The organism is Reyranella sp. (genome assembly GCF_036558665.1).
GTDB lineage: Bacteria > Pseudomonadota > Alphaproteobacteria > Reyranellales > Reyranellaceae > Reyranella.
In genome coordinates, this window is the sequence record NZ_DATBFE010000038.1 from 17,998 (window position 1) to 42,429 (window position 24,432).

Sequence of the window (24,432 nt, forward strand, 5' to 3'; positions counted from 1 at the left end):
ATGAACATTCTCGATACGCTGGCACAGGCCACGATGGACAAGGTGACGGCCGAGCGGCCGGTGCCGCGCTTTGAGCCGGGCGACACGCTGCGCGTGCACGTCAAGGTGCAGGAGGGCAACCGCGAGCGCATCCAGGTTTACGAGGGCCTCTGCATCGCGCGCAAGAACGATGGCGTGAACTCCTCGTTCACAGTGCGCAAGATCAGCTTTGGCGAGGGCGTCGAGCGCGTCTTCCCGCTCTACAGCCCCGGCATCTGGGAAATCGAGGTCGTCCGCAAGGGCACGGTGCGCCGCGCCAAGCTCTATTACCTGCGGGCGCTGCGCGGCAAGGCGAGCCGCATCGCCGAGGACGTCGAGGCCCAGCGCGAGCTGATCGCTGAGCAGGCCGAGGAGGCGGCGAGGCGTCCACGGCGCGAGAAGCTCAAGAAGGAAAAGCCCAGGGACGAGAGGACCGTCCGCGCGGCCAAGAGCGGCAAGAAGTAGGCGCGCCATGGCCTTCCGCAAGAAGTCGGCCACGCCGCCGCCGCCCCCGCCGCCGCCCCGGACGCTGTTCGAAAAGATCTGGGACGGCCACGTCGTCCACCGTCAGGACGACGGCACCTGCGTCATCTATATCGACCGTCATCTCGTGCACGAGGTGACGAGTCCGCAAGCCTTCGAAGGCCTGCGCATCGCGCACCGTCCGGTGCGCCGGCCCGACGCTACCGTGGCGCTCGCCGACCACAACACACCGACGACCGACATGAGCCAGGGCATCCCCGACGAGGAATCCCGCATTCAGGTCGAGACGCTCGAGAAGAACGTCGCCGACTTCGGCGTGCCCTACTTCGGGCTGAATGATCCCCGCCGCGGCATCGTTCACGTGACCGGTCCCGAGCAGGGGCTCACCCTGCCCGGCATGACGATCGTGTGCGGCGACAGCCATACCTCGACGCACGGCGCCTTCGGCGCACTCGCCTTCGGCATCGGCACGTCCGAGGTCGAGCATGTGCTGGCGACGCAAACGCTGATCCAGAAGCCGGCCAGGAACATGCGCGTTGCGGTCGAGGGCAGCCTGCCGCTGGGTGTCACGCCCAAGGACGTGATACTCGCCATCATCGCCCGGCTCGGCACCGCCGGCGGCACCGGTCACGTGATCGAATATTCCGGCCGCGCCATCCGCGAAATGACGATGGAAGGCCGCATGACCGTCTGCAACATGTCGATCGAGGCGGGCGCGCGCGCCGGCCTGATCGCGCCGGACGAGACGACCTTCAAGTACCTGATGGGCCGGCCCTATGCGCCCAAGGGCGGCGCCTGGGATCTGGCGCTGGCTCAGTGGCGGCGTTTGCCGTCGGACAAGGGCGCGCATTTTGACACCCAGATCGACCTCAGCGCTTCGGACATTCCACCGATGGTGACCTGGGGCACGAGCCCGCAGGATGCGCTCCCCATCACCGACGTCGTTCCCGACCCCGCCACTGCGCCCGACGATAACCGCCGCGAGGCCTGGGCGCGCTCGCTCGCCTATATGGGCCTCATCCCGGGCACCAGGCTCGTCGATGTGCCCATCGACCGCGTGTTCATCGGCTCCTGCACCAACGGCCGCATCGAGGATCTTCGCGCCGCGGCCGAGATCGCGAAGGGCCGCAAAGTGGCGCCCGGCGTCTCGGCGATGGTGGTCCCGGGCTCGGGCCTGGTGAAGGCCGAGGCGGAGAAGGAAGGTCTCGACAAGATCTTCCTCGAGGCGGGCTTCGAATGGCGCATCCAGGGCTGCTCCATGTGCCTGGCCATGAACGCCGACCGGCTCGAGCCCGGCCAACGCTGCGCCTCGACCTCGAATCGCAATTTCGAGGGCCGGCAGGGGCGCGGCGGACGCACCCATCTCGTGAGCCCGGCCATGGCCGCCGCGGCGGCCATCAAGGGATCCCTCGCTGATGTGCGCGACTTCCAATAGCCGTTCCGCAACGAATGGTGGTACATTTCCGGGCGGTGCAGCGATGCACCGCCCGATTTCTTTGGGGAGAGGAAGTCGATGACTACCGTGCCGCCACCACAGCCCGTGTGGAACGCTCAACCTGCCGGCCCCGCAAACGTCGCCTATGGCGGCTTCTGGGTCCGCGTCGTGGCCTACATTATCGACGCCATCTTGCTGAACATCGCTTTCGGAATCATTGGCGCGATCGTGGGCGTCAGCGTGATTCCGGTTGATCCGAGCAAGTTGGACTCGGCGGAAACCATGGCGCATGTGGGACGCCTCCAGGTCATCGCGCTCGTCATAACGTGGCTTTACTTCGCGTTCATGGAAAGCTCTCCACGTGGCGCCACCGTCGGCAAGATGGCACTGGGTTTGCGGGTGGTCGACGAACAGGGCAACCGGATCTCCTTCGCCAGAGCCACCGGACGCTTCTTTGCGAAGTTCGTCTCCACCATCATCCTGATGATCGGCTACCTGATGGTGGCCTTCACCGACAGGAAGCGCGGATTGCACGACATGATTGCCGGCACGCTGGTGATCAAGAACCGCTGAATCGGCTTTCGGAGGAGAACTTGACGGGGCCCGCGAAAGCCCGTTAATTCCGGCGTTTCGCGAGGGAATCCATGGAAAAGTTCACGACGCTACGCGGCGTCGCCGCACCGCTGCCGATGGTCAATATCGACACCGATATGATCATCCCGAAGAATTTTCTGAAGACCATCAAGCGCACGGGCCTGAAGGACGGCCTGTTCTACGAGATGCGCTTCACGCCCGACGGACAGAAGAAGGACTTCATCCTCGACCAGCCGGCCTACCAGAACGCCAGGATCATCGTCGCCGGTCCCAACTTCGGTTGTGGTTCGAGCCGCGAGCATGCGCCGTGGGCACTGCTCGATTTCGGCATCCGCTGCATCATCTCCGAGGGTTTCGCCGACATCTTCTACAACAACTGCTTCAAGAACGGCATCCTGCCAATCAAGGTGCCGAAGGACGTGATCGCCAAGCTGATGGACGATGCGAGCCGCGGCTCAAACGCCATCATCGAGATCGATCTCGAGAAGCAGGAGATCAGGGGCCCGGACGGCGGCACCGTCCATTTCGACATCGATCCCTTCCGCAAGCACTGCCTGCTGAACGGGCTCGACGATATCGGCCTCACCATGGAGAAGAAGTCGGAGATCGACGACTTCGAGGCCAGGCAGAAGGAAGCCCAGCCCTGGCTGCACCCCGCGGCCTGATGGCCGCTCTGGTTCGAGAGAAGAAGACAATGGCGTCAAACCGCACCCTGCTGGTGCTGCCCGGCGACGGCATCGGCCCCGAAGTCATGAACGAAGTTCGCAAGATCATCGCCTGGATGGGCAAGAAGCGCGCGGTCGGCTTCGACATCAAGGAAGATGTGGTGGGTGGCGCGGCACTCGACAAATACGGCGTGCCGCTGTCCGACGACGCCATGAAGGCGGCCCTCGATGCCGACGCCGTCCTGTTCGGCTCGGTCGGCGGGCCGAAATGGGACAACGTCGAGTTCGACAAGAAACCCGAGCGCGGGCTCCTGCGCCTGCGCAAGGAGATGGACCTCTTCGCCAACCTGCGTCCGGCCAAGGTGTTCGACGCGCTGGTCGATGCAAGCTCGCTCAAGCCGGAAATCGTCAAGGGCCTCGACATTCTGATCATCCGCGAGCTCACCGGCGGCGTCTATTTCGGCGAGCCGCGCGGGCGCACCACGCTGCCGAATGGCGAGTTCGAGGCGGTCGACACGCAGCGCTACAAGTCGAGCGAGATCCGCCGCGTCTGCGCCGTCGCCTTCGAGCTGGCGCGCAAGCGGCGCAACAAGGTCTGCTCGTCCGAGAAGGCCAACGTCATGCACACCGGCGTGCTGTGGCGCGAGGAGGCAACGAAGCTGCACAAGGCAAACTATTCGGACGTGCAGCTCAGCCACATGTATGCCGACGCGCTCGCCATGCAGCTCCTGCGCGCGCCCGGCCAGTTCGACGTCATCGTCACCGACAATCTGTTCGGCGACATTCTCTCGGATGAAGCCTCGATGCTGACGGGGTCGCTCGGCCTGCTGCCCTCGGCCTCGCTCGGCGCGCCTGATGCGACTGGCCGGCGCAAGGCGCTCTACGAGCCGATCCATGGCAGCGCGCCCGACATCGCCGGCAAGGGACTCGCCAATCCGATCGCCGAAACGCTCTCCTACGCGATGATGCTGCGCTACTCCTTCGACCTCGGCCGCGAAGCCGATCTCGTCGAGAAAGCGGTCGAGAACGTGCTGGCCGCGGGCTATCGCACCGGTGACCTGATGGTCGGCAGGACCGAGGGTGTGAAGAAGGTCGGCACGCAAGAGATGGGCGACGCGGTCGTCAAGGAACTTGACCGGCTGACCTGATCGTCAGCGCTACCGATCCGGCCCCCCGGCGCCGTCGACGGCTTTGACAAAGGCCGTCATCTCCGCCGGCTCGATGTCCGATACGGCGCGGAACTCGAACCCGTCCCGGCGCCACTGCGCCAGCACGAAGCCGTCGCGTTGAGCGATGTCGGCCGGCACACCATTGCCCGATCCCGCGGGCCACAGCGTCAATGCCACCTTGTGCTGGTTGTGGCGGTAGACAAGGACCGCCACCTTGCGGCCGTCGAAGATGTCGATCCGGCCGCCCAGAAGCGGGAAGCCTTCGGTCGTGAGGTCGTGCACCGGGGGCGAATAGTCGATCTTGCCGGCGAACCACGGCTTCACCGTATGGCGATCCGACGAGACGACATCGACCGGATGCTCGCTCGAGGCGACCCGCAGATAGCCCGCGACCAGCTCGTCGGCATCGCGGCTGCCCTGGGTCGAGAGCGACCCGCCGAGCCAGCCGATGCTCACGGCCACGACGAGGCCCGCAGCCATCGCCGTCCATCGCAGCGAGGCACGCGGCATGACGACCGCTGGTCGCGATCTACCGGCGATGGCACGCAGCTCGCGTTCGATGCGCGCGCGCAGCAGATCCGGTGCCGGCTCCGCTGGCAGCTCGCGCAGCATCGCGCTCAGGGCACGCGCCTCGTCCAGACGCTTACGGCACTCCGGGCAACTTTCCAGGGCGCGCTCGAACTCGACGCAATCGGCCGCGGCCATCTCGCCGTCGAGATAGACGTCGACCATCGCCTCACAGGTCGCGCAGTCCATGATCTCTCCTTCCCAGGCGGCGCTTGAGGTCGCACGCCAGACGTTCCCTTGCGCGGGCCAGTCGCGACATCACGGTCCCGATCGGCAGGTCGAGCACGGCCGCGATCTCCTTGTAGGTGAGGTCCTCGACCTCGCGCAGGACGAGGATCTCACGCGATTCCGCCGGCAGTGCCGCCAGCACGGCGGCGAGATGGCGGCGGCGGTCGCCGGCCATTGCCGACTGTTCCGGATCGGGTCCGTCGGCCGCTTTCTCGTCCGCTGCCTCGAGCGGCTGGTCGGCGCCGCGGCGCAGCCGCGCATCGTGCCAGGTGTTGCGAACAATCCGCAGCAGCCACGGCCGCGCTTCCCCGCCGCGAAAGGCGTGGAAATAGCGCAGGGCCCGCAGCATCGCTTCCTGTGCGACGTCCTGCGCCTGCACGGGATCGCGCGTCAGCCAGCGTGCGAAACCGTAAGCCGCGTCGAGATGCGGCAGCATCACCGTCCTGAACCGCTCGACCGCATCGCGATCGGGTTCCAGCGCCTCCGACATGCCGTCCATAGGACAGCAATACCGGCCGACCGTCGAACTTATTCCGTCACGCCGATCGAGGAATAAACCCGGGGGCCGCCCGGTATCGCCCCCAGTCAACCACGCCGGAGGGCACCATGTTGCAAGCCGATCGCCGCGATTTCCTGAAGCTCGCCGGAGTGGCGGGCGTCACGTTCACCGCCGGGCTGTTCCCCGGCCGGGACGCCTCGGCGCAAGCCGCCGACTTCCATTTCGTGCAGTTCTCGGACACCCATTGGGGCTACAAGGGACCGGCCAATCCGGACGCCGAACATACGCTGGAGAAGGCCATCGAGACCGTGAACGGCCTCGCCAAGCAGCCCGACTTCATCGTCTTCACCGGCGATCTCACTCACACCACGGAAGATCCGAAGGAGCGGCGTGCCCGCATGAAGCGCATGCGCGAGATCGTCGGCGGCCTCAACGTCAAGGATATCCGCTTCATGGCGGGCGAGCACGACGCCGCGCTCGACAAGGGCGAGGCCTACAAGGAATTCTTTGGCGACACGCACTACACCTTCGACCACAAGGGCGTGCACTTCATCGCCCTCGACAACGTCTCCGACCCGGGCGCCAAGCTCGGCGACGACCAGCTCGCCTGGCTGGCGGCCGATCTCAAGCAGCGCAAGCCCGACGACCGGATCGTCGTCATGACTCACCGCCCGCTGTTCGATCTCCAACCCTCGTGGGATTGGACGACGGCCGACGGCGCCAAGGCGATCGACCTCCTGATGCCCTATCAGAACGTCGTGGTGTTCTACGGCCATATCCACCAGGAGCATCACCACATGACGGGCCACATCGCCCATCATGCCGCGAAGTCGCTGATCTTCCCGCAGGCGACGCCCGGCCCGCAGCCCCGCCGCCCGCCGCCGCCGCCTTACGATGCCTCGCAGAAGGGGATGGGCACCCGCGACATCACGATGGCGAAGAGCGCAACCTTCGTCGAGCTGCCGGTCACCAGGGCATAGAACAATGAGACGCAGGTATCTCATCGCGCTGCTGATCGCCGGCAGCGCGGCGGGCGGAGTCGCGCGCCTCGCGGCCGCGACCCCGAACGAAGTCGAAATCATGGCCATGAAGTTCGATTTCACGCCCGACACGATCAAGGTGAAGGCCGGGCAGCCCGTGACTCTCGTGCTGACCTCGATCGACCGCGTTCATGGCTTCAAGATGCCCGACTTCGGGGTGCGGACCGACATCGTCCCCGGCCTCGAAACGCGCGTCACCATCACGCCGGCCAAGGCCGGGACCTTCGCCTACTTCTGCGACGTGTTCTGTGGCGACGGTCACGAGGAAATGTCGGGCACCCTCATCGTCGAGACCTGACGCTACTTCACCAGCCCGCCCAGCACGCCGCGCACGAGGCCGCCCAGCAACCCCCCGCTGCTGCCGCGGCCGCCGCCCAGCACTGCTCTCGTCACCTCACGCACCGCAACGTTGGTCACGGTGCGGGCCGCCGACTTGGCGATCGCCTCCCCGAGCGTATCGCTGCGGCGGGCCGGCGCTCTTGCCTGGGGTGGGGGCGCCGGCGGCTGGGCCTCGCGCAGGCGCGGCTGCGGCCTGGGCGCATCGGCCGGGCCTGCCTCCGGCGAACCACCCCAAGGACCGGCGGTTGGCGTGGGCGCTGCGGGCGGGACGTCTACCGACGATGGCACGGAGCCGTATTGGCCGCGGCGACGCTGGCCGCCGTTCGACGTGGCGGCGCCGTCATCGTGCCGCACCTGGCCTCCGGTCGCGCGGCCGGTCAGAACCTCATAGGCCGAATCCCGATCGACCGTACGCTCGTATTTTCCCGCAAGCGGGCTCGCCTTGACGACGGCCGCCCGTTCGGCATCGGTGGCGGGTCCGATCCGGCCTTGGGGTGGCGCGATGAAGCAGCGCTCCACCGGCGTCGGCACGCCCTTGCCGTCCAGGAACGAGACCAGCGCCTCGCCGACGCCCAGTTCCACGATGGCATCGGCGGCGGAGAATTTCTTGTTGGGGCGGAAAGTGTCCGCCGCGGTCTTCACCGCCTTCTGGTCCCTGGGCGTGAAGGCCCGCAATGCATGCTGAACGCGGTTGCTGAGCTGGCCCAGCACCGATTCGGGAATATCGAGCGGGCTTTGGGTCACGAAATAGACGCCCACGCCCTTCGACCGGATCAACCGCACCACCTGCTCGATCTTGTCGAGCAGCGCCTTGGGTGCGTCATCAAACAGAAGATGCGCCTCATCGAAAAAGAACACGAACTTCGGTCGGTCGGGATCGCCCACCTCGGGCATGACCTGGAACAGCTCGGACAGGAGCCAGAGCAGGAAGGTGCTGTAGAGGCGGGGGCTTTGCATCAGCTTGTCCGCCGCCAGGACATTGAGGTAGCCCGCTCCGGATGCGTCGCGCCGGATCATGTCCTTGAGGTCGAGGGCCGGCTCGCCGAAGAAGCGCTCGCCACCCTGCTGCTGCAGAGTGAGCAACGCACGCTGGATAGTGCCGATCGTCTGCTTGGAGACATTTCCATATTTGGTGGTGAGCGTCCCGGCATTCTCCGCCGTCCACTGGAGCACTGCCTGCAGGTCCTTGAAATCGAGCAGCAACAGGCCTTGCTCGTCGGCGACCTTGAAGACGATGTTGAGCACGCCTTCCTGCGTGTCGTTGAGCTGAAGCAGCCGCGCCATCAGCACCGGCCCGATCTCGCTCACCGTCGTGCGCACCGGATGACCCTTGTCGCCGAACAGATCCCAGTAGATGGTCGGGAAGCTGCGGCCCTTGTAGCCCTCGATCTTGAGGAGCTTCGCCCGCTCGACCGCCTTCGGATTGTCGCCGCCCGGCTGGCTGATGCCCGACAGATCGCCCTTCACGTCTGCCATGAAGACCGGCACGCCGAAGGCGGAGAAGCCTTCTGCCAGAGTCTGCAGCGTGACGGTCTTGCCGGTGCCGGTGGCGCCGGCGACGAGGCCGTGGCGATTGCCGTACTTCAGGAGGAGATACTGGTCCGAGTCGCTCGCGCCTACGAAGATCTCCGCATCGTCGCTCATGCCCACTCCTTTGCCTTCTCGACGATCTTAGCCAAACCGTTCGGCTCATAGTAGGGTCGCGACATGGCTCTTCCTCGTCTTGCCCTCGCCGTGATCGGCGATGAAATCGGCCCTTCTCTTCCGGAGATGATCTCGTTCTGTGCCGAGCATGGCGTCGGCCGCCTCGACATGCGCACGGTCGATGGCCGCAACCTTCTTGCCATGACGCTCGAAGAGGTGGCGGCCATCGGCGAGAAGCTGGCCTCGGCCGGCATCAAGGTGCCGGCGGTCGTCTCTCCGCTGCTGAAGTGGCCCGCGCCAGACAAGGACCCGCCGGGCGGGCCGGTCGATTTCGCCTTCGACCCGGCGCAGTGCCCTCAGGACGACGTGCTGACTCATGCGTTCGATGTCGCAACGGTGCTCGGCGCATCGCGCGTCAGGATCTTCAGCCATTTGCGCTATCCCGGTTTCACGCCGCGCGATCTTCACCACACGGTCTACCGCTTGATGGATATCGCCGCCGCCCACGATGCGATCGTGGAGATCGAGAACGAGCCGGTATGCAACCTGGGTTCGATTGCCGAACTGGCCCGCTTCTTCGCGGCGCTCCCCGAATCGGTGGACCAGCAAAGTCGGCGGGCCGAGCCACTGGGCCTTCAACCCCTGGTCGATATCGGCAATAGCTATGCGATGGGAGCACCGCCGGCCGAGGCGGATATCGCCTACCTGGCGCCGATGGTCGACATGATCCATCTCAAGGACTGCGACCTCGACGCCAGGCGGACGGTCCCCCTGGGCGACGGCGACATCCCCTGGACGAAGGAGCTGGAGCGGCTGCTGGCCGGCGTCGAAGCCAGCGAGGTCATTGCCAGCATCGAAACCCACTGTCCCCACGATCCGCGCAACGCGACAGCCCGTTCGGTGAGCGCGCTGCGGCGCATCGCCGGCGAGATCGGCGCCGAGGTCGTTTAGCCGGGACGGCCTGTTGCCTGAATCGCCGGAGGCATGGAGATGAAGGATGCTCCCAATCATCGCGTCCCTCGGGCGCTGGCCGACGAATTCGTGGCGAGCCAAAAGCAAGGAACCTTGGCCGCGTTCATGGAAGGCGGATTTCCGCGCCTGTCGCTTCTGCCGTTCATCAAGGACGGCCAGTCGATCGAGATGCACTGCGTCCAGCTCGACCCCACGTTTCAGGCCCTCTGTCACAATCCCCGTGTCACGTTCATGGTTTCCGACTATCTTGGGATCTATCCGAGCGAATGGGTCGATCCGGATGACGGTGGCCGGGGCTCAACGGTGTTTCGCGCCGTGAGCTTCGATTGCATGGCCAAATACGACACGGACCCGGCCGCCGTCGCCGCTGCTCTCACGAGGCTGCTCAGCGTCTATGAGCCGGGCGCGCGCCACGGCACGATCACCGACGGCGAGATCTACGGTGCACGGCTTCGGCAGCTCGCATTCGTCAGGCTCGAGATCGTCGCAATGCAGGCGAAGTTCAAGATCGGTCCGCCGGGTCCCGGGGAGAAGAGCCGGAGAGCGAACGTAGCGGCGCAGTTGAGACGACGGGGTCAGCCAGGGGACCACGGAGCCGCACGTTGGATCGACTACTACAACGAACTTCGCCGGGAGGACGGAAGTTGGTCGGTATAGGCCGGACGATGCGGCGCTTCTCCTTCGTCACCGTCGACGTGTTCACGGATCGCCGCTTCGGCGGCAATCCGCTCGCGGTCTTTCCCGACGCGCAAGGCTTGAGCGACCAGGAGATGCAGGCGCTGGCGGCCGAATTCAATCTTAGCGAGACGACGTTCGTGTTGCCGGCGGAGGACCCGAAGAATACGGCGCGCGTGCGCATCTTCAATCGCACGGCCGAGATGCCGTTCGCCGGACATCCCAATGTCGGCACAGGCTGGGTGCTGGCCGAGCTCGGTCGCGCCAAGGACGGGCTCTTGCGCTTCGAGGAGATCGCGGGCCTCGTCGAGGTCCGCGTCGAGCGGAGGCTGGTGACCATCGCGGCGCCACTGCCGCTGTCGCTGGGGCCGGAAATGCCCGTCGAGCTGCTTGCCGGATGTGTCGGATTGGAAGCGAAAGACATCATCGTTACCGCGCATCGCCCGGTGCTCGCCTCGGTCGGCAATTCCTTCGTCCTCGCCGAGGTCGCGGCGACGGCCCTGGCAAGGGCGACACCCGATACGGCAAGGCTCCGCTCGGCCGCCGCGGTCTATACCGCGGCCGGCGCCAACCGACTGCCGCTCTACCTCTATGCCCATGGTCGCGACGGTCTGCGGGCGCGGATGTTCTCGCCGCTTTCCGGCACGATCGAGGATGCCGCAACCGGAAGCGCGGCAACGCCGCTGGCGGCACTCCTGCTTTCGCTAACGGCTGATGAGGAGGGACGCTATGACATCACCCAGGGAGTCGAGATGGGGCGGCCGAGCCGTCTGTTCGCCAGGGCAAGACGTACTGCCGACGGCATACGGACAAGCGTCGGCGGCAACTGCGTACCGGTTCTGAGAGGCGAGATCCCGCTTTAGCCCCGCCGCTCGTGGCGTTCGCAACCGTACTGTCTTGCCGCGGCGCGCAACTGTGATTGGGGACGAATCATTCTGTGAGGGATCGGCGCCAGAAAGGTCCAGGAGGTCCCCATGCAAGTTTGCGAAGCAATGAGCACCCCCGTGCAGATCGTCCTGCCCAACCACACCATCCAGCAGGCTGCCCAACTGATGCTGCAGGTCGACTCGGGCGCGCTTCCGGTCGGCGACAGGGATCGGCTGGTCGGCATGATCACCGACCGTGACATCGCGCTGCGTGCAGTGGCCGGCGGCAAAGGTCCAGAGACTCTGGTACGCGATGTGATGAGCGGCGAGGTGATGTACTGCTTCGACGACGAGGACATCGAGCATGTCGCCCACAACATGGGCGAACTCCAGGTGCGCCGTCTGCCGGTCGTCAACCGCGACAAGGAGCTGGTCGGCATCCTGTCGCTGGGCGATGTGGCGACGCTCCATGGCAGCGGCGCGGCAGGGAGTGCCCTGGGTGACATCAGCCAGCCGGGCGGCGCGCATACTCGGATCTGAGACTATGGCCGCGTGTGGCGCATCGGACCGCGCAGCGCCTTGATGTTCGCGGCGTACTCGTCCGGGCCGCCGTGGAAGACTGCGGTCCCGGCGACGAGAACGTCGGCTCCGGCCTGAAGGCAGCGATCCGCTGTGTCCAAATTGACGCCGCCGTCGACCTCGAGATCGATCGGCCTGCCGAGCGTGTCGATCGCCTTGCGCAGGCTCGCGATCTTCGCCAGCTGGCTCTCGATGAAGGCTTGCCCGCCGAAGCCTGGATTGACGCTCATGACCAGCACCAGATCAAGATCGCCGAGGACAGGCTCGATGGCGGCGATCGGCGTCGCTGGATTGAGTACGGCGCCCGCCTTCTTCCCGAGGCTCTTGATGAGTTGGATCGTCCGGTGCACGTGTGGGCCGGCTTCGGGGTGGAAGGAGATCACGTCGGCGCCTGCCTCGGCATAGGCCGGGACGAGAGGATCGACGGGTGTGATCATGAGATGAATGTCGAACGGCAGGGCGCTATGTCTGCGCAAGGCCTTCACCACCATGGGGCCAATGGTGAGATTGGGCACGAAGTGACCGTCCATCACGTCGACATGGATCCAGTCGGCGCCGGCCTTGGTCAGCGCTTGCACCTCCCGGCCGAGGGCCGCGAAGTCGGCCGACAGAATCGAGGGCGCAATGCGCACGGCCTGTTGCGGCATGGCAGGCCTCAGGTCCCGGGACGCGTCGGCGCGTCCCAGCCCTTGCGCCTGAACGGATTGGCCGGAAAGGTGCCGAGCATCTTCAGCTCCTCTGAGAAAAAGCCGAGCTCCTCGAGGGCGAGCCTGAGGCCCCGCTGTTCGGGGTGACCTTCGACCTCGGCATAGAACTGCGCCTGTTCGAAATGTGGCCCGGACAGATAGCTCTCCAGCTTCACGATGTTCACACTGTTGGTCGCGAAGCCACCCAGCGCCTTGTAGAGCGCAGCCGGCACGCTTTTGACGCGAAACAGGAAGGCGGTCATGCAGGCCACGATGCGCCCGTCCGGTCGTCCCGCCTCGCGACTGAAGACCAGCATGCGCGTGGTGTTGTGGTCGGCGTCCTCGATGTTGCGCGCCAACACCTTCAGCCCGTAGATCCGTGCCGCCAACGACGAAGCGATGGCGGCCACCTGAATGTCGCCGAGCTCGGCCACTTCGCGCGCGGCACCGGCCGTGTCGGCATGGACCACGGGCTGTATGCGATGCTTCCTGAGGAAGTTGCGGCATTGCGACAGGGCCTGGACGTGGCTCTTCACGATCTTGACCGTGCCGAGCGAAGCGCCCGGCAGCGCGACCAGGCAGTGCTCGACCCGCTGGAAGTGCTCGGCGACAATCTTGAGCCGGGTATGCGGCAGGAGGCTGTGCAGATCCGCGACGCGTCCGGCGATCGAGTTCTCGACGGGGATCATCGCGAGCTCGGCCTTGCCGGCCTGGACGGCAGCCATGGCAGCCTCGAAGGTCGGGCAGGGCAGCGTCAGCATGTAGGGAAAGGCGGCCCGGCAGGCCATGTCCGAATTGGCGCCGGCCTCACCCTGGAATGCGATCGTGTTGCCGGCCCTGTTTTTGCCGGTGCGCGCCTTGGCCATCTTCCATTTCTCCCCGTCCTTCGTGTCAGGCCTTGCGCCGATCGTTCGCCGTCGGCTGTTTCGCCCGCCGGATCGGCCTCGGTCAACTCGCGTCTCACGCCAAAAAACCGTGTTAAATCGGGCACTTGCGACGTTCCGCCGCGCGAGGGACCCGAGGCGATCAGATACTACTGGCGCCGCTCGGGGCGTGCTACAGCAACCTCCGAAGAATTTGCGCGGGCGAGATCGAGAATGGTCAATTTCAATACGGCGGCCGGCTGCTTCCTCGCATCGGCGCTTTTTGCGATGGTGGTCGGCAAGGTGTCGAACGCTCTGGTGGAACCGCACCACCTCGAGAAGCCGGCCATCGCAGTCAGCGAAGCGGCGCCGGAAGCCGCCGCCCCTGCAGCGCCGGCAGAAGTGCCGCCGATCGCTCCCATGCTCGCCAAAGCCAACGTCGATCACGGCAAGCAGCTCTACCAGAAGATCTGCACTGCCTGTCATACCGACGACAAGGGCGGCGCCAACAAGGTCGGTCCGAATCTGTGGGACATCGTCGGGCGCAAGAAGGGCAGTCATCCGGGCTTCAGCTATTCCTCAGGCATGGAAGCCAAGGGCGGCGAGTGGACCTATGAGGACCTCAATCACTGGCTCCTTAAGCCCAGCGCCTTCATCAAGGGCACGAAGATGGCGTTCGCCGGCCTGCCGAAGGAGCAGGAGCGCGCCGATGTGATCGCCTATCTGCGGACGATGAACGACAATCCGCCGCCACTGCCCGAGGCCAAGCCCGAGGGCAAGCCGGAGCCGCAGGGCCAGCCCGAGAAGAAGTAGGCTGAAGAATGCCGATGACCGGGTCGGTTCCCGCCGAGCTGGTCAGTCTGGCCCATCGTCTCGCCGACGCGGCGCGTCCGATCGTGGCTCGCCATTTCCGCACGCCCGTCGTCATCGACGACAAGAGCGACCATAGTCCCGTCACCGTTGCCGATCGCGATGCCGAAGCCGCGATGCGTCACCTGCTCGAACGATCCGTTCCCGATCACGGCATCTTCGGCGAGGAGCATGGCGCGCAGCGCACCGATGCCGAATACGTCTGGGTGCTCGACCCGATCGACGGCACCAAGGCCTTCATCACCGGCTTGCCGATCTTCGGCACGCTGATCGCACTCTTGCACCGGGGCAAGCCGGTGCTGGGCGTGATCGACCAGCCGATCCTCGGCGAGCGCTGGCTGGGCACGACCGGGCAGGCCTCGACCTTGAACGGCAAGCCGATTCGCGTGCGCGCGTGCGAAACCCTCGATCGCGCCTACATGTATTCGACGGCGCCGATCATGTTCTCGGGCGAGATCGAAGGCCGTCATGCCGCACTCGCCAGGCAGGTGAAGCTCTTCCGGTGGGGCGGCGATTGCTATGCCTACGGCCTGCTGGCCGCCGGGCACGTCGATCTCGTGGTCGAGAACTCGCTGAAGCTTTACGACTTCGCCGCGCTCGTTCCGGTGATCAAGGGCGCCGGCGGGCTGATCACCGACTGGCATGGCCGGGACCTCGATATGACCTCGGACGGCTCGGTGCTGGCCGCGGGCGATCCGGCCATCCATCACGCAGCCTCGCGGATCCTCGCCCCTTGAAATTCCGCCCTCCTCAGCAAGACGATCGCAGCCAGGCCGGACGATCGATGTCGAACCAGACCGATTCGATATCGCGATAGACGACATCCTTGCGATAGGCGAGGCCAAGCCGCGCCATCACCGCTCTCGAGGCGCGATTGTCCGGCTTGGTCACGGCGAAGATCAAATCCAGGCCCACCGTCCGGAAGCCGAAATCGAGCGCGGCCCGACCCGCTTCGGTGGCCAGACCTTGCCCCTGGGCATCGGGATGCAAGGACCACAACACTTCCGTTTCGCCGAACTCCGACACGAAATTGAGACCGGCGTGACCGATCAGCCGGCCATCGCGAAACATCGCCCATGGTCCGTACCCGCGATCCCGCCAGGACCGGGCATAGCGCTCGATCGCGGCCTGCGCGGCGTCAAGCGGATCGGCCGGAGCGGGCAACAGCCATTTGGCCACCTCCGGGTGATAACGCATGGCGGCGTAGGCGCGGGCATCGCCGGGATGCATGGGCCTGAGCGTCAGCCGCTCTGTCTTCAGCACGGTCATCTTTACACAACTTTACATAGCCGAGATGGGCGCGAAACCGGCCTGCTCCATATCGGGACAACGCGGAAACCCGCTTGATGGAGATGACAATGGCAAACCTCGACATGAAGACGATGATGGCAGCCCTTCTCGCGGGCAGCCTGGCGATGACGGCAGGCGGCTTCGCCTACGCCAAGCCTGGCAGCCCGGCTTTCGACCCGGCGCAGTTCCAGCAGCGCATCGAAAAGCGCGTCGATCGTGCGCTCAACGGCACCGACGCTACCACCGACCAGAAGAAGCAGATTGCCGACATCCTGTCGGCGAGCTTCAAGGACATGAAGCCCTTGCGCGACCAGCGCCTGGAAAACCGCAAGGCAATGCAGGAAGCGCTGCAGGCACCGACCATTGACCCATCCAGGATCGAGGCGATCCGCAGCGAGCAGATGAAGATCGCAGACGAAAGCTCGAAGCGCTTCACCAAGGCCCTGACCGATGCCGGCAACGTCCTGACGGCGCAGCAACGCCAGGCCTTCTTCAAGAACTGGAACAACCACGAGCACGGGCGTCACCACGGCAAGCGTGGATGACATCAGGAGCGTCACGGCCTGATACTGGGCGTATGGCCGAGCGCATCCTGATGATCGACGACGACGAGCGCCTCGCCGGGATGGTATCCGACTATCTCGGCGGGGCGGGCTTTCGTTTGACCCTCGCCGGCACGGCGCGCGACGGCGAGGCCTGGCTCAAGCGAGAAAGCTTCGACGCCGTCATTCTGGATCTGATGTTGCCCGACGCCGACGGCCTCGACCTCTGCCGCCGACTGCGCGCCACCAACGACGTGCCGATCCTGATGCTGACCGCACGCGGCGAGCCCATGGACCGGGTCGTCGGCCTCGAGATCGGCGCCGACGACTATCTCGCCAAGCCGTTCGAGCCGCGCGAGCTGCAGGCTCGCCTGCGCGCCATCCTGAGGCGCAAGGGCACGGCTGCGCCAGCGGACGTCCTGCGTTTCGGCCGGCTCGAGATCGACAAAGGCGCTCGCACGATCCGTCTCGACGATGAGGAGCGATCGCTCACCTCCTATCAGTTCGCACTTCTGCTGGCGCTCGCCGAGCGCGCCGGCCGCGTCCTGTCGCGCGACGCCTTGATGGACCTGACGAAGGGCGAGAAGCTCGAAGCCTTCGACCGCTCGGTCGACGTCCATATCTCGCGCATCCGCGCCGCCATCGAGGACGATCCGAGGAAACCGCGTCGCATCCTGACCCTGCGCGGCGCCGGCTACGTCTTCGCGCGCGACCAGGACCGCTAGCGTTCCCGCATGCAGCGTCTCTACCTCAAATTCTATCTGACCATCGTGGCGGTGCTCGTTGTGTTCGTCGGCGCCGCGGCGCTGTTGTGGCGCTTTGCCGAGGAAGAGGCGCGCACGCCACAATATCTCGACGTCGCGGCCGAGCTCACCGGAGCGCTTTTGCCCGATTCCGACGCGCCGCCCGCCGACGACCAGAAGGCGCTGGAAGCGTTGCATCGCAAGCTTCGCTTCGATCTGGCGCTCTACCGGGCCGACGGCACGATCGTCGCCGTGGCAGGCCGGCCGCCACCGCGCTTCGACCCGCACCGCGCCCGCCCCGGCTGGCGGCGCGGGCGCGACGGGCCGAGCTTCACCCTGCAGCTTCCCGACGGCCGCTGGCTGGTCGCACGCCAGGTGCGTGACCGTCCCAGCCCGACCTTCTGGATCGCCGCCTTCCTCGCGCTTGTCGCGGCAGCCGTCGCGGTCGGCGCCTACCCCGTCGTCCGCGGCCTCGGCCGGCGCATCGAGCGACTGAAGGCCGGCGTCGAGAAGCTGGGAACCGGCGACCTCGGCGCGCGCGTCAAAGTCGAAGGCCGCGACGAAATCGGCGCCTTGGCCGAAAGCTTCAACCGCTCGGCGGCACGCATCGAAGGGCTGGTCGCCGCTCACCGGCTGCTGCTCGCCAATTGCAGCCACGAGCTGCGCACGCCGCTGGCGCGTATTGGCGTCGCGGTTTCGCTGCTGGGCGAGTCCGCCGATCCAAGGACGCGCGAGTCGCTCAAACGCGACGTCGCCGAGCTCGACCAGCTGATCGATCAGATCCTGCTGACCAGCCGCCTCGAAGCCGTGCCCGGCCTCGACCGCCGCGAACCGGTCGATCTGCTGGCACTTGCCGCAGAGGAGGCCGCTCACTACGACATCGAGGCCGAGGGCACACCGGTCATGGTCAGCGGTGATCGCCTGCTGTTGCGTCGGCTCGTCCGCAATCTCCTGGAGAATGCCCGACGATACGCCGGCGACGGACCAATCGAGGTTTCCGTTACCGCGACGGCCGGGCACGCCGTGCTCGAGGTGCGAGACCATGGGCCTGGCGTGCCGCCGGACGAGCGCGAGCGCATCTTCGAACCCTTCTATCGGCTGGCCGCGGCGCGCGAGAGCGGGCGCGGCAGCGGACTGGGCCTCGCTCTCGTCCGCGAGATCGCGCGTCGTCACGGCGGCGACGCGGTTTGCTTGGCGGCAGAAGACGGCGGCAGCCGCTTTCGCATCGACCTGCCCGCGGCGTAACCTCCGCTCCATGGCGATGGAGCACCAAGGCGGTTGCGTCTGCGGCGCGGTGCGGTTCAAGGCGACCGGCGAGCCCTCACGCGTGACGATCTGCCATTGCACCTGGTGCCAGCGCCGCACCGGCACGGCGTTCGGCGCGGAAGTCGTCTTCCAGGATAGCCAGGTGGTGCTCGCCGGCGGCGAAATCGGCCGCTACCGCCACATCTCCGACGAATCCGGCCGCTGGCTCGACGTCGAGTTCTGCCGGCGCTGCGGTTCCAACCTCGGCTTTACTCTCGAGGCGGCACCGGGCATCCGTACGCTGCCCGCCGGCGCCTTCGACGATCCTTCGTGGATTCGCGCCGACAGCTACAGGACCCGCCACGTCTTCCTGCGCTCAAGGCGTACCTGGTCCGATCTTTCGCCCTTAGTCGAACAGCACGAACAACATTTCAGGCAGTAACAGGGAGCGGCTCATGGATTTCGACATTCCGGCCGACGTCGCGGCCTACCTGCGCGAGCTCGACGAGTTCATCGAGCACGAGATCCGACCGCTCGAGCGCGAGAACGACAATGTCCGCTTCTTCGACCATCGCCGTGAGCACGCCCGCACCGATTGGGACAATGATGGGCAACCGCGACGCGAATGGGAGGAGTTGCTGGCCGAAATGCGCCGCCGGGCCGACAAGGCCGGCCATCTGCGCTTCGGATTGCCGAAGGAGCTGGGCGGCAAGGACGGCTCCAATCTCGCCATGGCGATCATCCGCGAGCATCTGGCGCACAAGGGGCTCGGCCTGCACAACGACCTGCAGAACGAGAGCTCAATCGTGGGCAACTTCCCGGTGGCGCTGTTGCTGCATCGCTTCGGCACCAGGCAGCAGAAGGAGCGCTATCTCGAAGGCATGTTCGCCGGCCGCGAACGTATCGCTTTCGGCCTGACCGAACCCGGCCACGGTTCCGATGCGACCTTCATGGAGACGACAGCGGCCAGGCAAGGTGACGATTGGATCATCAACGGTATGAAGCGGTTCAATACCGGCATGCATACCGCAACCGTCGATCTCGTCTTCGCCCGCACCTCGGGCCGGCAAGGCGATGCGCGCGGCATCTCGGCCTTCCTGGTGCCGGTCAAGTCGCCCGGATTCAAGGTCGAGCATATGTGGTGGACCTTCAACATGCCGTCGGACCACGCCGAGGTCTCGCTCGCCAACGTGAAGGTGCCGGGTTCGACCATGCTGGGCGAGGAAGGCCGCGGCCTCGATGTGGCGCAGACCTTCGTGCACGAAAACCGCATCCGCCAGGCCGCCTCGAGCCTCGGCGCCGCGCAATACTGCATCGACATGTCGGTAGCCTACGCCAAGAACCGCAAGGTATTCGGCAAGCCGCTCGCCGTGAACCAGGCCATCCAGTTCCCGCTGGCCGAGTTGCACACCGAGGCCGAAATGACCCGTGGCCTGGTGCGCAAGACCGCCTGGCACCTCGACCGCCAGCACCACATGCAGGTGAGCGAATGGGTGGCGATGTCGAACTACCGCGCCAATCGCCTGGTGTGCGAGGCGGCCGATCGTGCGATCCAGGTCCATGGCGGCATCGGCTATTCGCGGCATACGCCGTTCGAGCACATCTATCGTCACCACCGCCGCTACCGCATCACGGAGGGTTCGGAAGAGATCCAGATCCGCCGCGTCGCCGGTGCGCTGTTCGGCTTTTGGGGCGCACAGAAGGCGACGACAGCACGATGAACGAATGCTTCCTCCCCACGCAGTGGGGAGGAAGCCGCAAACCGGTGGGGTCAAAGGCGACCGATGTCTGCGGCTCACGACCCCTCTGCCCCTCCGGGGCGCATCCCCTCGTATGACGAGGCCAGGAGAACAAAATCGGGCGGCGACGTCATCATGCTCGTGACCGCCCTCCTGATGGGCTCGAGCTATCCCTTTGCCAAGGACGTGCTCGTGACCATGAGCCCTTTGCTCTATAGCGGCTCGCGCTATCTGATTGCCGGTCTGTTCCTGGTCGCGGTGATGGCGCTGAAGCGCCAGCCAATGAGCCTGCCGCAGCGCGACTGGCTGCCGATATTCTTGCTCTCGATCCTCGGCGTCGCGTTGTTCCAGGCCTGCTGGGGGCTCGCCATGGCGCGCAGCGCGCCGAGCCTGGGCTCGATCGTCATGACCACGACGACCGCCTTTTCCGCCATCCTGGCACGGCTCGCGGGCCGTCGTCTGCCGACCCTCGGATGGCTGGGCATCGTGGTCGCCTTCGCCGGCGTCGTCCTCGTCGTCAACAACAGCCTGGTTCGTCTCACCCTCGCGACGGCGAGCCTCGACGGCGCCCTGCTCTGGATGGCTTCGGCTTTCGCCTGGGCACTTTACGTCGACCGCTGCGCCCCCTACACGCTGCGGCTCGGCACGCTCCGGGTCATGGCCTGGACCACGCTCGTGGGCGCCGCCGTGTTGACGCCGGTCTCCCTCTTGTTCGATTCGATCGGAGAATTTGCCCAGCTGAGCGACCGCCAACTGGGCTACTGGCTTTACACCGCCATCTTCCCCGTAGGTGTAGCCTTCCTCGGCCTGACAGCCGGGCTCGAGCGGCTCGGGGTGAGCCGGGTCATGGTCTACATGTACCTGATCCCGGTGGCCGGAGTGGGGCTGTCGGCCGCCTTTTTCGGCGATCCTCTGACGCCAGCCCGCGTCCTGGGCGGCCTGACCGTGCTCTTGGGGGTCGCTCTGACGCGCGTGGCGCTCGACCGCGCGGCCCGCGTTCCTGTATGAACAGGGCCATCATCGAGAGGACTTCCAATGGCCCGCCAGGGCACTAAAAGGGCTGTCACCAAAGCCCCTGCGAAGACAGCCGAGCCGGCCGCTCTCAGCACGCCGGGCACGGGCGGGCGACGGGCGGCCGTGACGCGTCGGACCAAGGAAACGCGTATCTCCGCTGCCATCAACCTCGACGGCGCGGGTAAATACGACATCCGGACCGGTATCGGCTTCCTCGATCACATGCTGGAACAGCTTTCGCGCCACAGCCTGATCGACATCACGCTGCGCGCCGAGGGCGACCTGCATATCGACTATCACCATACGACCGAGGATTCGGGCATCGTTCTAGGCGAGTGCCTGGCCAAGGCCTTGGGCAATCGCGCCGGCATCCGTCGCTATGGCAATGCAGTGATTCCCATGGACGAAACGCTGACTGAAGTGGCAGTCGATGCCAGCAACCGGCCCTACCTGATCTGGAAGGTGAACTTTTCCAAGCCCAAGCTCGGCGCCATGGACACCGAGCTGTTCAAGGAATGGTTCCAGGCCTTCGCCCAACTCGGCGGGCTAACGCTTCATGTCTGGAACCAGTACGGCGAGAACAACCACCATATCGTCGAGAGCTGCTTCAAGGGACTGGCGCGCGCGCTGCGTGTCGCGGTCGAGACCGATCCCCGGCAGCAGGCGGCGGTGCCCAGCACCAAGGGCATGCTTTAGGCAGCATTCCCCATGACCGTCGCCATCGTCGATTACGGCTCGGGCAATCTCCGCTCGGCCGCCAAGGCCTTCGAGCGTGCCGCGCGCGAAGCGGAAGCTGACGATTGCGTTGTTGTGACGGCGAGCCCGCGCGAAGTGGCGGACGCGGACCGCATCGTGCTGCCGGGCGTTGGTGCCTTTGCCGATTGCCGCGCAGGGCTCTACGGCGTGCCGGGTATGGTCGACGCCTTGCAGCGCGAAGTGATCGAACGCGGCAAGCCCTTCCTTGGGATTTGCGTTGGCATGCAGTTGATGGCCACGCGCGGCGTCGAGTACGGCGTGCATGCCGGACTCGACTGGATCGCAGGCGACGTGGTGCGGATCGAGCCCGGCACCGGCCATCTCAAGATCCCCCATATGGGGTGGAACGAGCTGCTCGACCTCAAGGTCCATCCGTTGCTGGAGGGCCTGAAGGCGCATGATCACGCCTATTTCGTGCATTCCTTCCAGCTCAAGGCGGAAAAACCGGAAACATTGCTGGGCATCACCGACTATGGCGGGCCGATCACCGCCGTCGTCGGCCGCGACAATCTCGTCGGCACCCAGTTCCATCCGGAAAAGAGCCAGATCACGGGATTGCGCCTGATCGCCAACTTCTTGCGCTGGAAGCCGTGAGATAGCGAAACTCGGTTCTTCCGCCTTCGCTATGGGCCTGCCCTGATCCAGGCCTTGATCTTGTCGACGGTCGCTTTCTCGATGCCGTTGTAGCCGTGATGGGACCAAGCCTCGCAATCGTCGCCCACGGACTTGCCGCCGTCCATCAAGATCAGGTCGGTGCCGTAGCGGCGATGCGACGCCTCGGCGGCCGAAGGCCTGGTCACCTTGCAGACATCGCGGCTATGAGCAACGAGCAGATGCCGACTCTTGAACTTGCGCGGATCGAGGCTGGCGATGGCGTTCATCGAGGAGGTATGGACGAACCCCGCCACTTCGCCATCCAAAGACTCGGCGAGCGCTTGCGTGGCTTCGGTGCTCCGTGACGTGCCGATCACATAGACCGAGAGCGGCCCGAAGCGGCGCTCCATGTCCTGCTTGATCGCAAGAATGCTGGCGGCCCGCGAGGTCGCTGACGTCGAGGCGGCGACGAACTGCGGATCGGCGAACAACGCGCGCGACCGGATGAGAAAATTGGCGCTCAGCTTGCCGGTCAATGGTCCGTCCTGCAGTTGCAGTGCAAGGTGGCCATTGCCTCCGGGCATCAGGATAACCGCATACCTCGGTGTCGTGCCGACGCTGGTCAGGACGTAGCGAACGGTAGTGCCGTCGCCCGCCTTGACCGAAGTCACGATCTCGTCGGCCGCCAGAGCCGGCGAGACCTGGACGCCGATGAGCAAGGCCAGGCCGGCCAACGAGACTTTCATGAAAGGGCGGTTCCCATGCTTGGCCAGTGTAGGCGAACCTGGTGAGGAAAGTGATCCATCACCGCAAGTGTCCCGAGCCATGCAGCAGCGTTCATTGTCGATGCCCTCTCCGGACCCTAGGCTTCGCCGGTACCGTCGCGCTAGTTTGCGCGGAACGTGGACCGTTATTGTTCAGCGTTCGCTTCGTACAAGCGCACCAGTGCATGAGTTGAATGCCCGATAATCCTTTGGGAGGAGCTCTCATGACACAACACGCCAATGTCCGCGACTTCTCGCGTCGCGGCTTGATCGCCGCCGCCGGAGTCGGTGCCGCCGCCCTGCCTGGCCTCGCGCTAGCACAGGCGCCTGCCGGCACGCCCCCCGGGCCGCCCAGCACCGTCACCATGCCGCCGCGCGACTTCAGCCGGCGCGGAGCACCGACCACCTACTTTACCGATCCCGACGTGCTCTCGGTCGATCCGGCCTTCGATGCGCTGGTGCAGCCGAACGCGGCCATCACACGACTCTGGACGGGAGCGCTGTGGTCCGAAGGCCCGGCGTGGAACGCGCAAGGCCGCTATTTCATCTGGAGCGACATCCCGAACAATCGCCAACTCCGTTGGCTGGAGGACGATGGGCATGTCAGCGTGTTCCGCATGCCCTCCAACAACAGCAACGGCAACAGCTTCGACTTCCAGGGCCGACAGCTGTCCTGCGAGCATCTCACGCGTCGCGTGGTGCGCTACGAGCTCGACGGCTCGGTGACGGTGCTGGCCGACAGCTACAACGGCAAACATCTCAATTCGCCCAACGACGTGGTGCCTCACCCCGACGGCAGCTACTGGTTCACCGATCCGCCCTACGGCAGCAACCTCTATGAAGGTGCGCCGGACGCGGCTGGCGGCCCGGTCAATCCGCAGGGCCATCTGAAGCCCACCCTGGGGCAGGCGCAGGGTATAGGCACGCTGAAACGTGAACTGCCCACCAGCACCTATCGGGTGGATCCCGCCGGCAAGATCGAGCTCGTCCTCACCGAGGAGCAGGTGCCCGATCCCAACGGCCTCTGCTTCTCTCCCGACTACAAAAAACTTTATGTCGTGAGCACCGGCAAGGGTCCGGGCGACAAGGGTCCCGGCGGCAAGGGTGACGTCTTCGTGTTCGACGTCGGCGCCGACAACAAGCCGGCCAATGGCAAGCGTTTCTCCGACTTCATGGTCGACAACGTGAAGTGCGGACCGGACGGCATACGCTGCGACGTCGATGGCAACCTCTGGTGCGCCAGCAATGCCGGTCGCGCGGTCGGCTACAACGGCGTCACCGTGTGGACGCCCGAGGGCAAGTTGATCGGCCGCATCCGCTTGCCCGAGGTGTGCGGCAACATCTGCTTTGGCGGCCCCAAGCGGAACCGGCTGTTCATGGTGGCGAGCCAGTCGCTCTACGCGCTCTACGTCAACACGCAGGGCGCCACTCCGGGTTGAACGGCAGGAGGCATTCCTCCCCGCAATGCAGGGAGGTGTCCGCGAAGCGGAGGGAGGAGTCATGACCCCATCGTCGCCGTATGACGGCGACACTTCCCCTTGGCTCGCCAAGGG

The 24,432-nt window shown here is 65.6% G+C and carries 29 protein-coding genes; 22 read left to right on the forward strand and 7 right to left on the reverse strand.

Annotation, left to right across the window (positions count from 1 at the left end; translation table 11 throughout):
• The 5 genes from rplS (at nt 1) to leuB (ending at nt 4,343) form a co-directional block, all read left to right on the forward strand.
• Nucleotides 1–483 (forward strand): 50S ribosomal protein L19, encoded by a 483-nt coding sequence (gene rplS, locus VH499_RS05570; RefSeq protein ID WP_332051704.1) that lies wholly within the window; start codon nt 1–3, stop codon nt 481–483.
• 7 nt (nt 484–490) lie between these two features.
• On the forward strand, nt 491–1,936 hold the full coding sequence (leuC, locus tag VH499_RS05575) for a 3-isopropylmalate dehydratase large subunit (RefSeq protein WP_332051705.1): 1,446 nt from the start codon (nt 491–493) through the stop codon (nt 1,934–1,936).
• A gap of 78 nt (nt 1,937–2,014) precedes the next feature.
• Nucleotides 2,015–2,509 carry an RDD family protein gene (locus tag VH499_RS05580; protein WP_332051706.1) on the forward strand — a complete coding sequence of 165 codons (495 nt, stop codon included), beginning with the start codon at nt 2,015–2,017 and terminating at the stop codon, nt 2,507–2,509.
• 71 nt (nt 2,510–2,580) lie between these two features.
• Nucleotides 2,581–3,195, forward strand: a complete 615-nt coding sequence (gene leuD / locus VH499_RS05585) for a 3-isopropylmalate dehydratase small subunit (RefSeq protein ID WP_332051707.1) — start codon at nt 2,581–2,583, stop codon at nt 3,193–3,195.
• Between the two features lie 29 nt (nt 3,196–3,224).
• Nucleotides 3,225–4,343, forward strand: a complete 1,119-nt coding sequence (gene leuB / locus VH499_RS05590) for a 3-isopropylmalate dehydrogenase (protein ID WP_332051708.1) — start codon at nt 3,225–3,227, stop codon at nt 4,341–4,343.
• Nucleotides 4,344–4,352: 9 nt separating this feature from the next.
• Here leuB and VH499_RS05595 read toward each other — a convergent pair whose 3' ends face one another.
• Complete coding sequence (locus tag VH499_RS05595) at nt 4,353–5,120, reverse strand: anti-sigma factor (protein WP_332051709.1); 768 nt, start codon at nt 5,118–5,120, stop codon at nt 4,353–4,355.
• Nucleotides 5,101–5,658 (reverse strand): sigma-70 family RNA polymerase sigma factor, encoded by a 558-nt coding sequence (locus VH499_RS05600; RefSeq protein ID WP_332051710.1) that lies wholly within the window; start codon nt 5,656–5,658, stop codon nt 5,101–5,103. Before VH499_RS05600 ends, VH499_RS05595 begins: the two co-directional genes overlap by 20 nt.
• Nucleotides 5,659–5,765: 107 nt before the next feature.
• Between VH499_RS05600 and VH499_RS05605 the strand changes: the two genes are divergently transcribed.
• Together VH499_RS05605 and VH499_RS05610 are read left to right on the forward strand one after the other, a co-directional pair.
• Nucleotides 5,766–6,638, forward strand: coding sequence for a metallophosphoesterase family protein (locus VH499_RS05605; RefSeq protein WP_332051711.1), 873 nt, complete (start codon nt 5,766–5,768; stop codon nt 6,636–6,638).
• Nucleotides 6,639–6,642: 4 nt separating this feature from the next.
• Nucleotides 6,643–6,996, forward strand: coding sequence for a cupredoxin domain-containing protein (locus tag VH499_RS05610; protein WP_332051712.1), 354 nt, complete (start codon nt 6,643–6,645; stop codon nt 6,994–6,996).
• A gap of 2 nt (nt 6,997–6,998) precedes the next feature.
• On the opposite strand, the gene VH499_RS05615 is transcribed toward VH499_RS05610, so the two are convergent.
• Nucleotides 6,999–8,681 carry a helicase HerA-like domain-containing protein gene (locus VH499_RS05615; RefSeq protein WP_332051713.1) on the reverse strand — a complete coding sequence of 561 codons (1,683 nt, stop codon included), beginning with the start codon at nt 8,679–8,681 and terminating at the stop codon, nt 6,999–7,001.
• A 63-nt stretch (nt 8,682–8,744) separates the two neighbouring features.
• Here VH499_RS05615 and VH499_RS05620 point away from each other — a divergent pair, with 63 nt between their 5' ends.
• The 4 genes from VH499_RS05620 (at nt 8,745) to VH499_RS05635 (ending at nt 11,734) form a co-directional block, all read left to right on the forward strand.
• The gene (locus VH499_RS05620; protein ID WP_332051714.1) at nt 8,745–9,632 is read left to right on the forward strand and encodes a sugar phosphate isomerase/epimerase family protein; all 888 of its coding nucleotides are present in this window, start codon (nt 8,745–8,747) and stop codon (nt 9,630–9,632) included.
• 39 nt (nt 9,633–9,671) lie between these two features.
• Nucleotides 9,672–10,310: a hypothetical protein gene (locus VH499_RS05625; RefSeq protein ID WP_332051715.1), complete on the forward strand. Its 639-nt coding sequence runs from the start codon at nt 9,672–9,674 to the stop codon at nt 10,308–10,310.
• Nucleotides 10,311–10,318: 8 nt separating this feature from the next.
• Nucleotides 10,319–11,191, forward strand: a complete 873-nt coding sequence (locus VH499_RS05630) for a PhzF family phenazine biosynthesis protein (protein WP_332051716.1) — start codon at nt 10,319–10,321, stop codon at nt 11,189–11,191.
• 111 nt (nt 11,192–11,302) lie between these two features.
• Nucleotides 11,303–11,734 (forward strand): CBS domain-containing protein, encoded by a 432-nt coding sequence (locus VH499_RS05635; RefSeq protein WP_332051717.1) that lies wholly within the window; start codon nt 11,303–11,305, stop codon nt 11,732–11,734.
• A 2-nt stretch (nt 11,735–11,736) separates the two neighbouring features.
• Here the strand turns inward: VH499_RS05635 and rpe are convergent, their stop codons facing one another.
• Nucleotides 11,737–12,420, reverse strand: coding sequence for a ribulose-phosphate 3-epimerase (gene rpe, locus VH499_RS05640; RefSeq protein ID WP_332051718.1), 684 nt, complete (start codon nt 12,418–12,420; stop codon nt 11,737–11,739).
• Between the two features lie 8 nt (nt 12,421–12,428).
• Nucleotides 12,429–13,325 (reverse strand): prephenate dehydratase, encoded by an 897-nt coding sequence (locus VH499_RS05645; RefSeq protein ID WP_332051719.1) that lies wholly within the window; start codon nt 13,323–13,325, stop codon nt 12,429–12,431.
• Nucleotides 13,326–13,556: 231 nt separating this feature from the next.
• On the opposite strand from VH499_RS05645, the gene VH499_RS05650 reads away from it, so the two are divergent.
• Both VH499_RS05650 and hisN read left to right on the forward strand, forming a co-directional pair.
• Nucleotides 13,557–14,135: a cytochrome c family protein gene (locus VH499_RS05650; protein WP_332051720.1), complete on the forward strand. Its 579-nt coding sequence runs from the start codon at nt 13,557–13,559 to the stop codon at nt 14,133–14,135.
• Nucleotides 14,136–14,149: 14 nt separating this feature from the next.
• Nucleotides 14,150–14,929, forward strand: coding sequence for a histidinol-phosphatase (hisN, locus tag VH499_RS05655; RefSeq protein WP_332051721.1), 780 nt, complete (start codon nt 14,150–14,152; stop codon nt 14,927–14,929).
• 13 nt (nt 14,930–14,942) lie between these two features.
• On the opposite strand, the gene VH499_RS05660 is transcribed toward hisN, so the two are convergent.
• Complete coding sequence (locus VH499_RS05660; RefSeq protein ID WP_332051722.1) at nt 14,943–15,461, reverse strand: GNAT family N-acetyltransferase; 519 nt, start codon at nt 15,459–15,461, stop codon at nt 14,943–14,945.
• Nucleotides 15,462–15,550: 89 nt separating this feature from the next.
• On the opposite strand from VH499_RS05660, the gene VH499_RS05665 reads away from it, so the two are divergent.
• The 8 genes from VH499_RS05665 to hisH all read left to right on the forward strand — a co-directional run bounded on the left by VH499_RS05665 (nt 15,551) and on the right by hisH (nt 22,115).
• Nucleotides 15,551–16,027: a Spy/CpxP family protein refolding chaperone gene (locus VH499_RS05665; RefSeq protein WP_332051723.1), complete on the forward strand. Its 477-nt coding sequence runs from the start codon at nt 15,551–15,553 to the stop codon at nt 16,025–16,027.
• A 32-nt stretch (nt 16,028–16,059) separates the two neighbouring features.
• Entirely contained in the window at nt 16,060–16,749 is a 690-nt protein-coding gene (locus VH499_RS05670) for a response regulator (protein WP_332051724.1), read from the forward strand.
• 9 nt (nt 16,750–16,758) lie between these two features.
• A complete protein-coding gene (locus VH499_RS05675; protein ID WP_332051725.1) occupies nt 16,759–18,012 on the forward strand; it encodes a HAMP domain-containing sensor histidine kinase in 1,254 nt (417 codons plus the stop codon).
• Between the two features lie 10 nt (nt 18,013–18,022).
• Nucleotides 18,023–18,454, forward strand: a complete 432-nt coding sequence (locus VH499_RS05680) for a GFA family protein (protein WP_332051726.1) — start codon at nt 18,023–18,025, stop codon at nt 18,452–18,454.
• A gap of 13 nt (nt 18,455–18,467) precedes the next feature.
• Nucleotides 18,468–19,733 (forward strand): acyl-CoA dehydrogenase family protein, encoded by a 1,266-nt coding sequence (locus VH499_RS05685; protein WP_332051727.1) that lies wholly within the window; start codon nt 18,468–18,470, stop codon nt 19,731–19,733.
• Between the two features lie 153 nt (nt 19,734–19,886).
• A complete protein-coding gene (locus VH499_RS05690) occupies nt 19,887–20,759 on the forward strand; it encodes a DMT family transporter (RefSeq protein ID WP_332051728.1) in 873 nt (290 codons plus the stop codon).
• Between the two features lie 129 nt (nt 20,760–20,888).
• Complete coding sequence (gene hisB / locus VH499_RS05695; protein WP_332051729.1) at nt 20,889–21,461, forward strand: imidazoleglycerol-phosphate dehydratase HisB; 573 nt, start codon at nt 20,889–20,891, stop codon at nt 21,459–21,461.
• A 12-nt stretch (nt 21,462–21,473) separates the two neighbouring features.
• Nucleotides 21,474–22,115, forward strand: coding sequence for an imidazole glycerol phosphate synthase subunit HisH (gene hisH / locus VH499_RS05700; RefSeq protein ID WP_332051730.1), 642 nt, complete (start codon nt 21,474–21,476; stop codon nt 22,113–22,115).
• A 29-nt stretch (nt 22,116–22,144) separates the two neighbouring features.
• Here the strand turns inward: hisH and VH499_RS05705 are convergent, their stop codons facing one another.
• Nucleotides 22,145–22,861: a hypothetical protein gene (locus tag VH499_RS05705; RefSeq protein WP_332051731.1), complete on the reverse strand. Its 717-nt coding sequence runs from the start codon at nt 22,859–22,861 to the stop codon at nt 22,145–22,147.
• A 242-nt stretch (nt 22,862–23,103) separates the two neighbouring features.
• Here VH499_RS05705 and VH499_RS05710 point away from each other — a divergent pair, with 242 nt between their 5' ends.
• Nucleotides 23,104–24,318 carry an SMP-30/gluconolactonase/LRE family protein gene (locus VH499_RS05710; protein WP_332051732.1) on the forward strand — a complete coding sequence of 405 codons (1,215 nt, stop codon included), beginning with the start codon at nt 23,104–23,106 and terminating at the stop codon, nt 24,316–24,318.
• Nucleotides 24,319–24,432: the final 114 nt, after the last annotated feature.

What these genes read in the sequence shown, in the direction of transcription:
- rplS (WP_332051704.1), top strand. Translation starts at nt 1, where the DNA reads ATGAACATTCTCGATACGCTGGCACAGGCCACGATGGACAAGGTGACG.
- leuC (WP_332051705.1), top strand. Translation starts at nt 491, where the DNA reads ATGGCCTTCCGCAAGAAGTCGGCCACGCCGCCGCCGCCCCCGCCGCCG.
- VH499_RS05580 (WP_332051706.1), top strand. Translation starts at nt 2,015, where the DNA reads ATGACTACCGTGCCGCCACCACAGCCCGTGTGGAACGCTCAACCTGCC.
- leuD (WP_332051707.1), top strand. Translation starts at nt 2,581, where the DNA reads ATGGAAAAGTTCACGACGCTACGCGGCGTCGCCGCACCGCTGCCGATG.
- leuB (WP_332051708.1), top strand. Translation starts at nt 3,225, where the DNA reads ATGGCGTCAAACCGCACCCTGCTGGTGCTGCCCGGCGACGGCATCGGC.
- VH499_RS05595 (WP_332051709.1), bottom strand. Translation starts at nt 5,120, where the DNA reads ATGGACTGCGCGACCTGTGAGGCGATGGTCGACGTCTATCTCGACGGC.
- VH499_RS05600 (WP_332051710.1), bottom strand. Translation starts at nt 5,658, where the DNA reads ATGGACGGCATGTCGGAGGCGCTGGAACCCGATCGCGATGCGGTCGAG.
- VH499_RS05605 (WP_332051711.1), top strand. Translation starts at nt 5,766, where the DNA reads ATGTTGCAAGCCGATCGCCGCGATTTCCTGAAGCTCGCCGGAGTGGCG.
- VH499_RS05610 (WP_332051712.1), top strand. Translation starts at nt 6,643, where the DNA reads ATGAGACGCAGGTATCTCATCGCGCTGCTGATCGCCGGCAGCGCGGCG.
- VH499_RS05615 (WP_332051713.1), bottom strand. Translation starts at nt 8,681, where the DNA reads ATGAGCGACGATGCGGAGATCTTCGTAGGCGCGAGCGACTCGGACCAG.
- VH499_RS05620 (WP_332051714.1), top strand. Translation starts at nt 8,745, where the DNA reads ATGGCTCTTCCTCGTCTTGCCCTCGCCGTGATCGGCGATGAAATCGGC.
- VH499_RS05625 (WP_332051715.1), top strand. Translation starts at nt 9,672, where the DNA reads ATGAAGGATGCTCCCAATCATCGCGTCCCTCGGGCGCTGGCCGACGAA.
- VH499_RS05630 (WP_332051716.1), top strand. Translation starts at nt 10,319, where the DNA reads ATGCGGCGCTTCTCCTTCGTCACCGTCGACGTGTTCACGGATCGCCGC.
- VH499_RS05635 (WP_332051717.1), top strand. Translation starts at nt 11,303, where the DNA reads ATGCAAGTTTGCGAAGCAATGAGCACCCCCGTGCAGATCGTCCTGCCC.
- rpe (WP_332051718.1), bottom strand. Translation starts at nt 12,420, where the DNA reads ATGCCGCAACAGGCCGTGCGCATTGCGCCCTCGATTCTGTCGGCCGAC.
- VH499_RS05645 (WP_332051719.1), bottom strand. Translation starts at nt 13,325, where the DNA reads ATGGCCAAGGCGCGCACCGGCAAAAACAGGGCCGGCAACACGATCGCA.
- VH499_RS05650 (WP_332051720.1), top strand. Translation starts at nt 13,557, where the DNA reads ATGGTCAATTTCAATACGGCGGCCGGCTGCTTCCTCGCATCGGCGCTT.
- hisN (WP_332051721.1), top strand. Translation starts at nt 14,150, where the DNA reads ATGACCGGGTCGGTTCCCGCCGAGCTGGTCAGTCTGGCCCATCGTCTC.
- VH499_RS05660 (WP_332051722.1), bottom strand. Translation starts at nt 15,461, where the DNA reads ATGACCGTGCTGAAGACAGAGCGGCTGACGCTCAGGCCCATGCATCCC.
- VH499_RS05665 (WP_332051723.1), top strand. Translation starts at nt 15,551, where the DNA reads ATGGCAAACCTCGACATGAAGACGATGATGGCAGCCCTTCTCGCGGGC.
- VH499_RS05670 (WP_332051724.1), top strand. Translation starts at nt 16,060, where the DNA reads ATGGCCGAGCGCATCCTGATGATCGACGACGACGAGCGCCTCGCCGGG.
- VH499_RS05675 (WP_332051725.1), top strand. Translation starts at nt 16,759, where the DNA reads ATGCAGCGTCTCTACCTCAAATTCTATCTGACCATCGTGGCGGTGCTC.
- VH499_RS05680 (WP_332051726.1), top strand. Translation starts at nt 18,023, where the DNA reads ATGGCGATGGAGCACCAAGGCGGTTGCGTCTGCGGCGCGGTGCGGTTC.
- VH499_RS05685 (WP_332051727.1), top strand. Translation starts at nt 18,468, where the DNA reads ATGGATTTCGACATTCCGGCCGACGTCGCGGCCTACCTGCGCGAGCTC.
- VH499_RS05690 (WP_332051728.1), top strand. Translation starts at nt 19,887, where the DNA reads ATGCTCGTGACCGCCCTCCTGATGGGCTCGAGCTATCCCTTTGCCAAG.
- hisH (WP_332051730.1), top strand. Translation starts at nt 21,474, where the DNA reads ATGACCGTCGCCATCGTCGATTACGGCTCGGGCAATCTCCGCTCGGCC.
- VH499_RS05705 (WP_332051731.1), bottom strand. Translation starts at nt 22,861, where the DNA reads ATGAAAGTCTCGTTGGCCGGCCTGGCCTTGCTCATCGGCGTCCAGGTC.
- VH499_RS05710 (WP_332051732.1), top strand. Translation starts at nt 23,104, where the DNA reads ATGACACAACACGCCAATGTCCGCGACTTCTCGCGTCGCGGCTTGATC.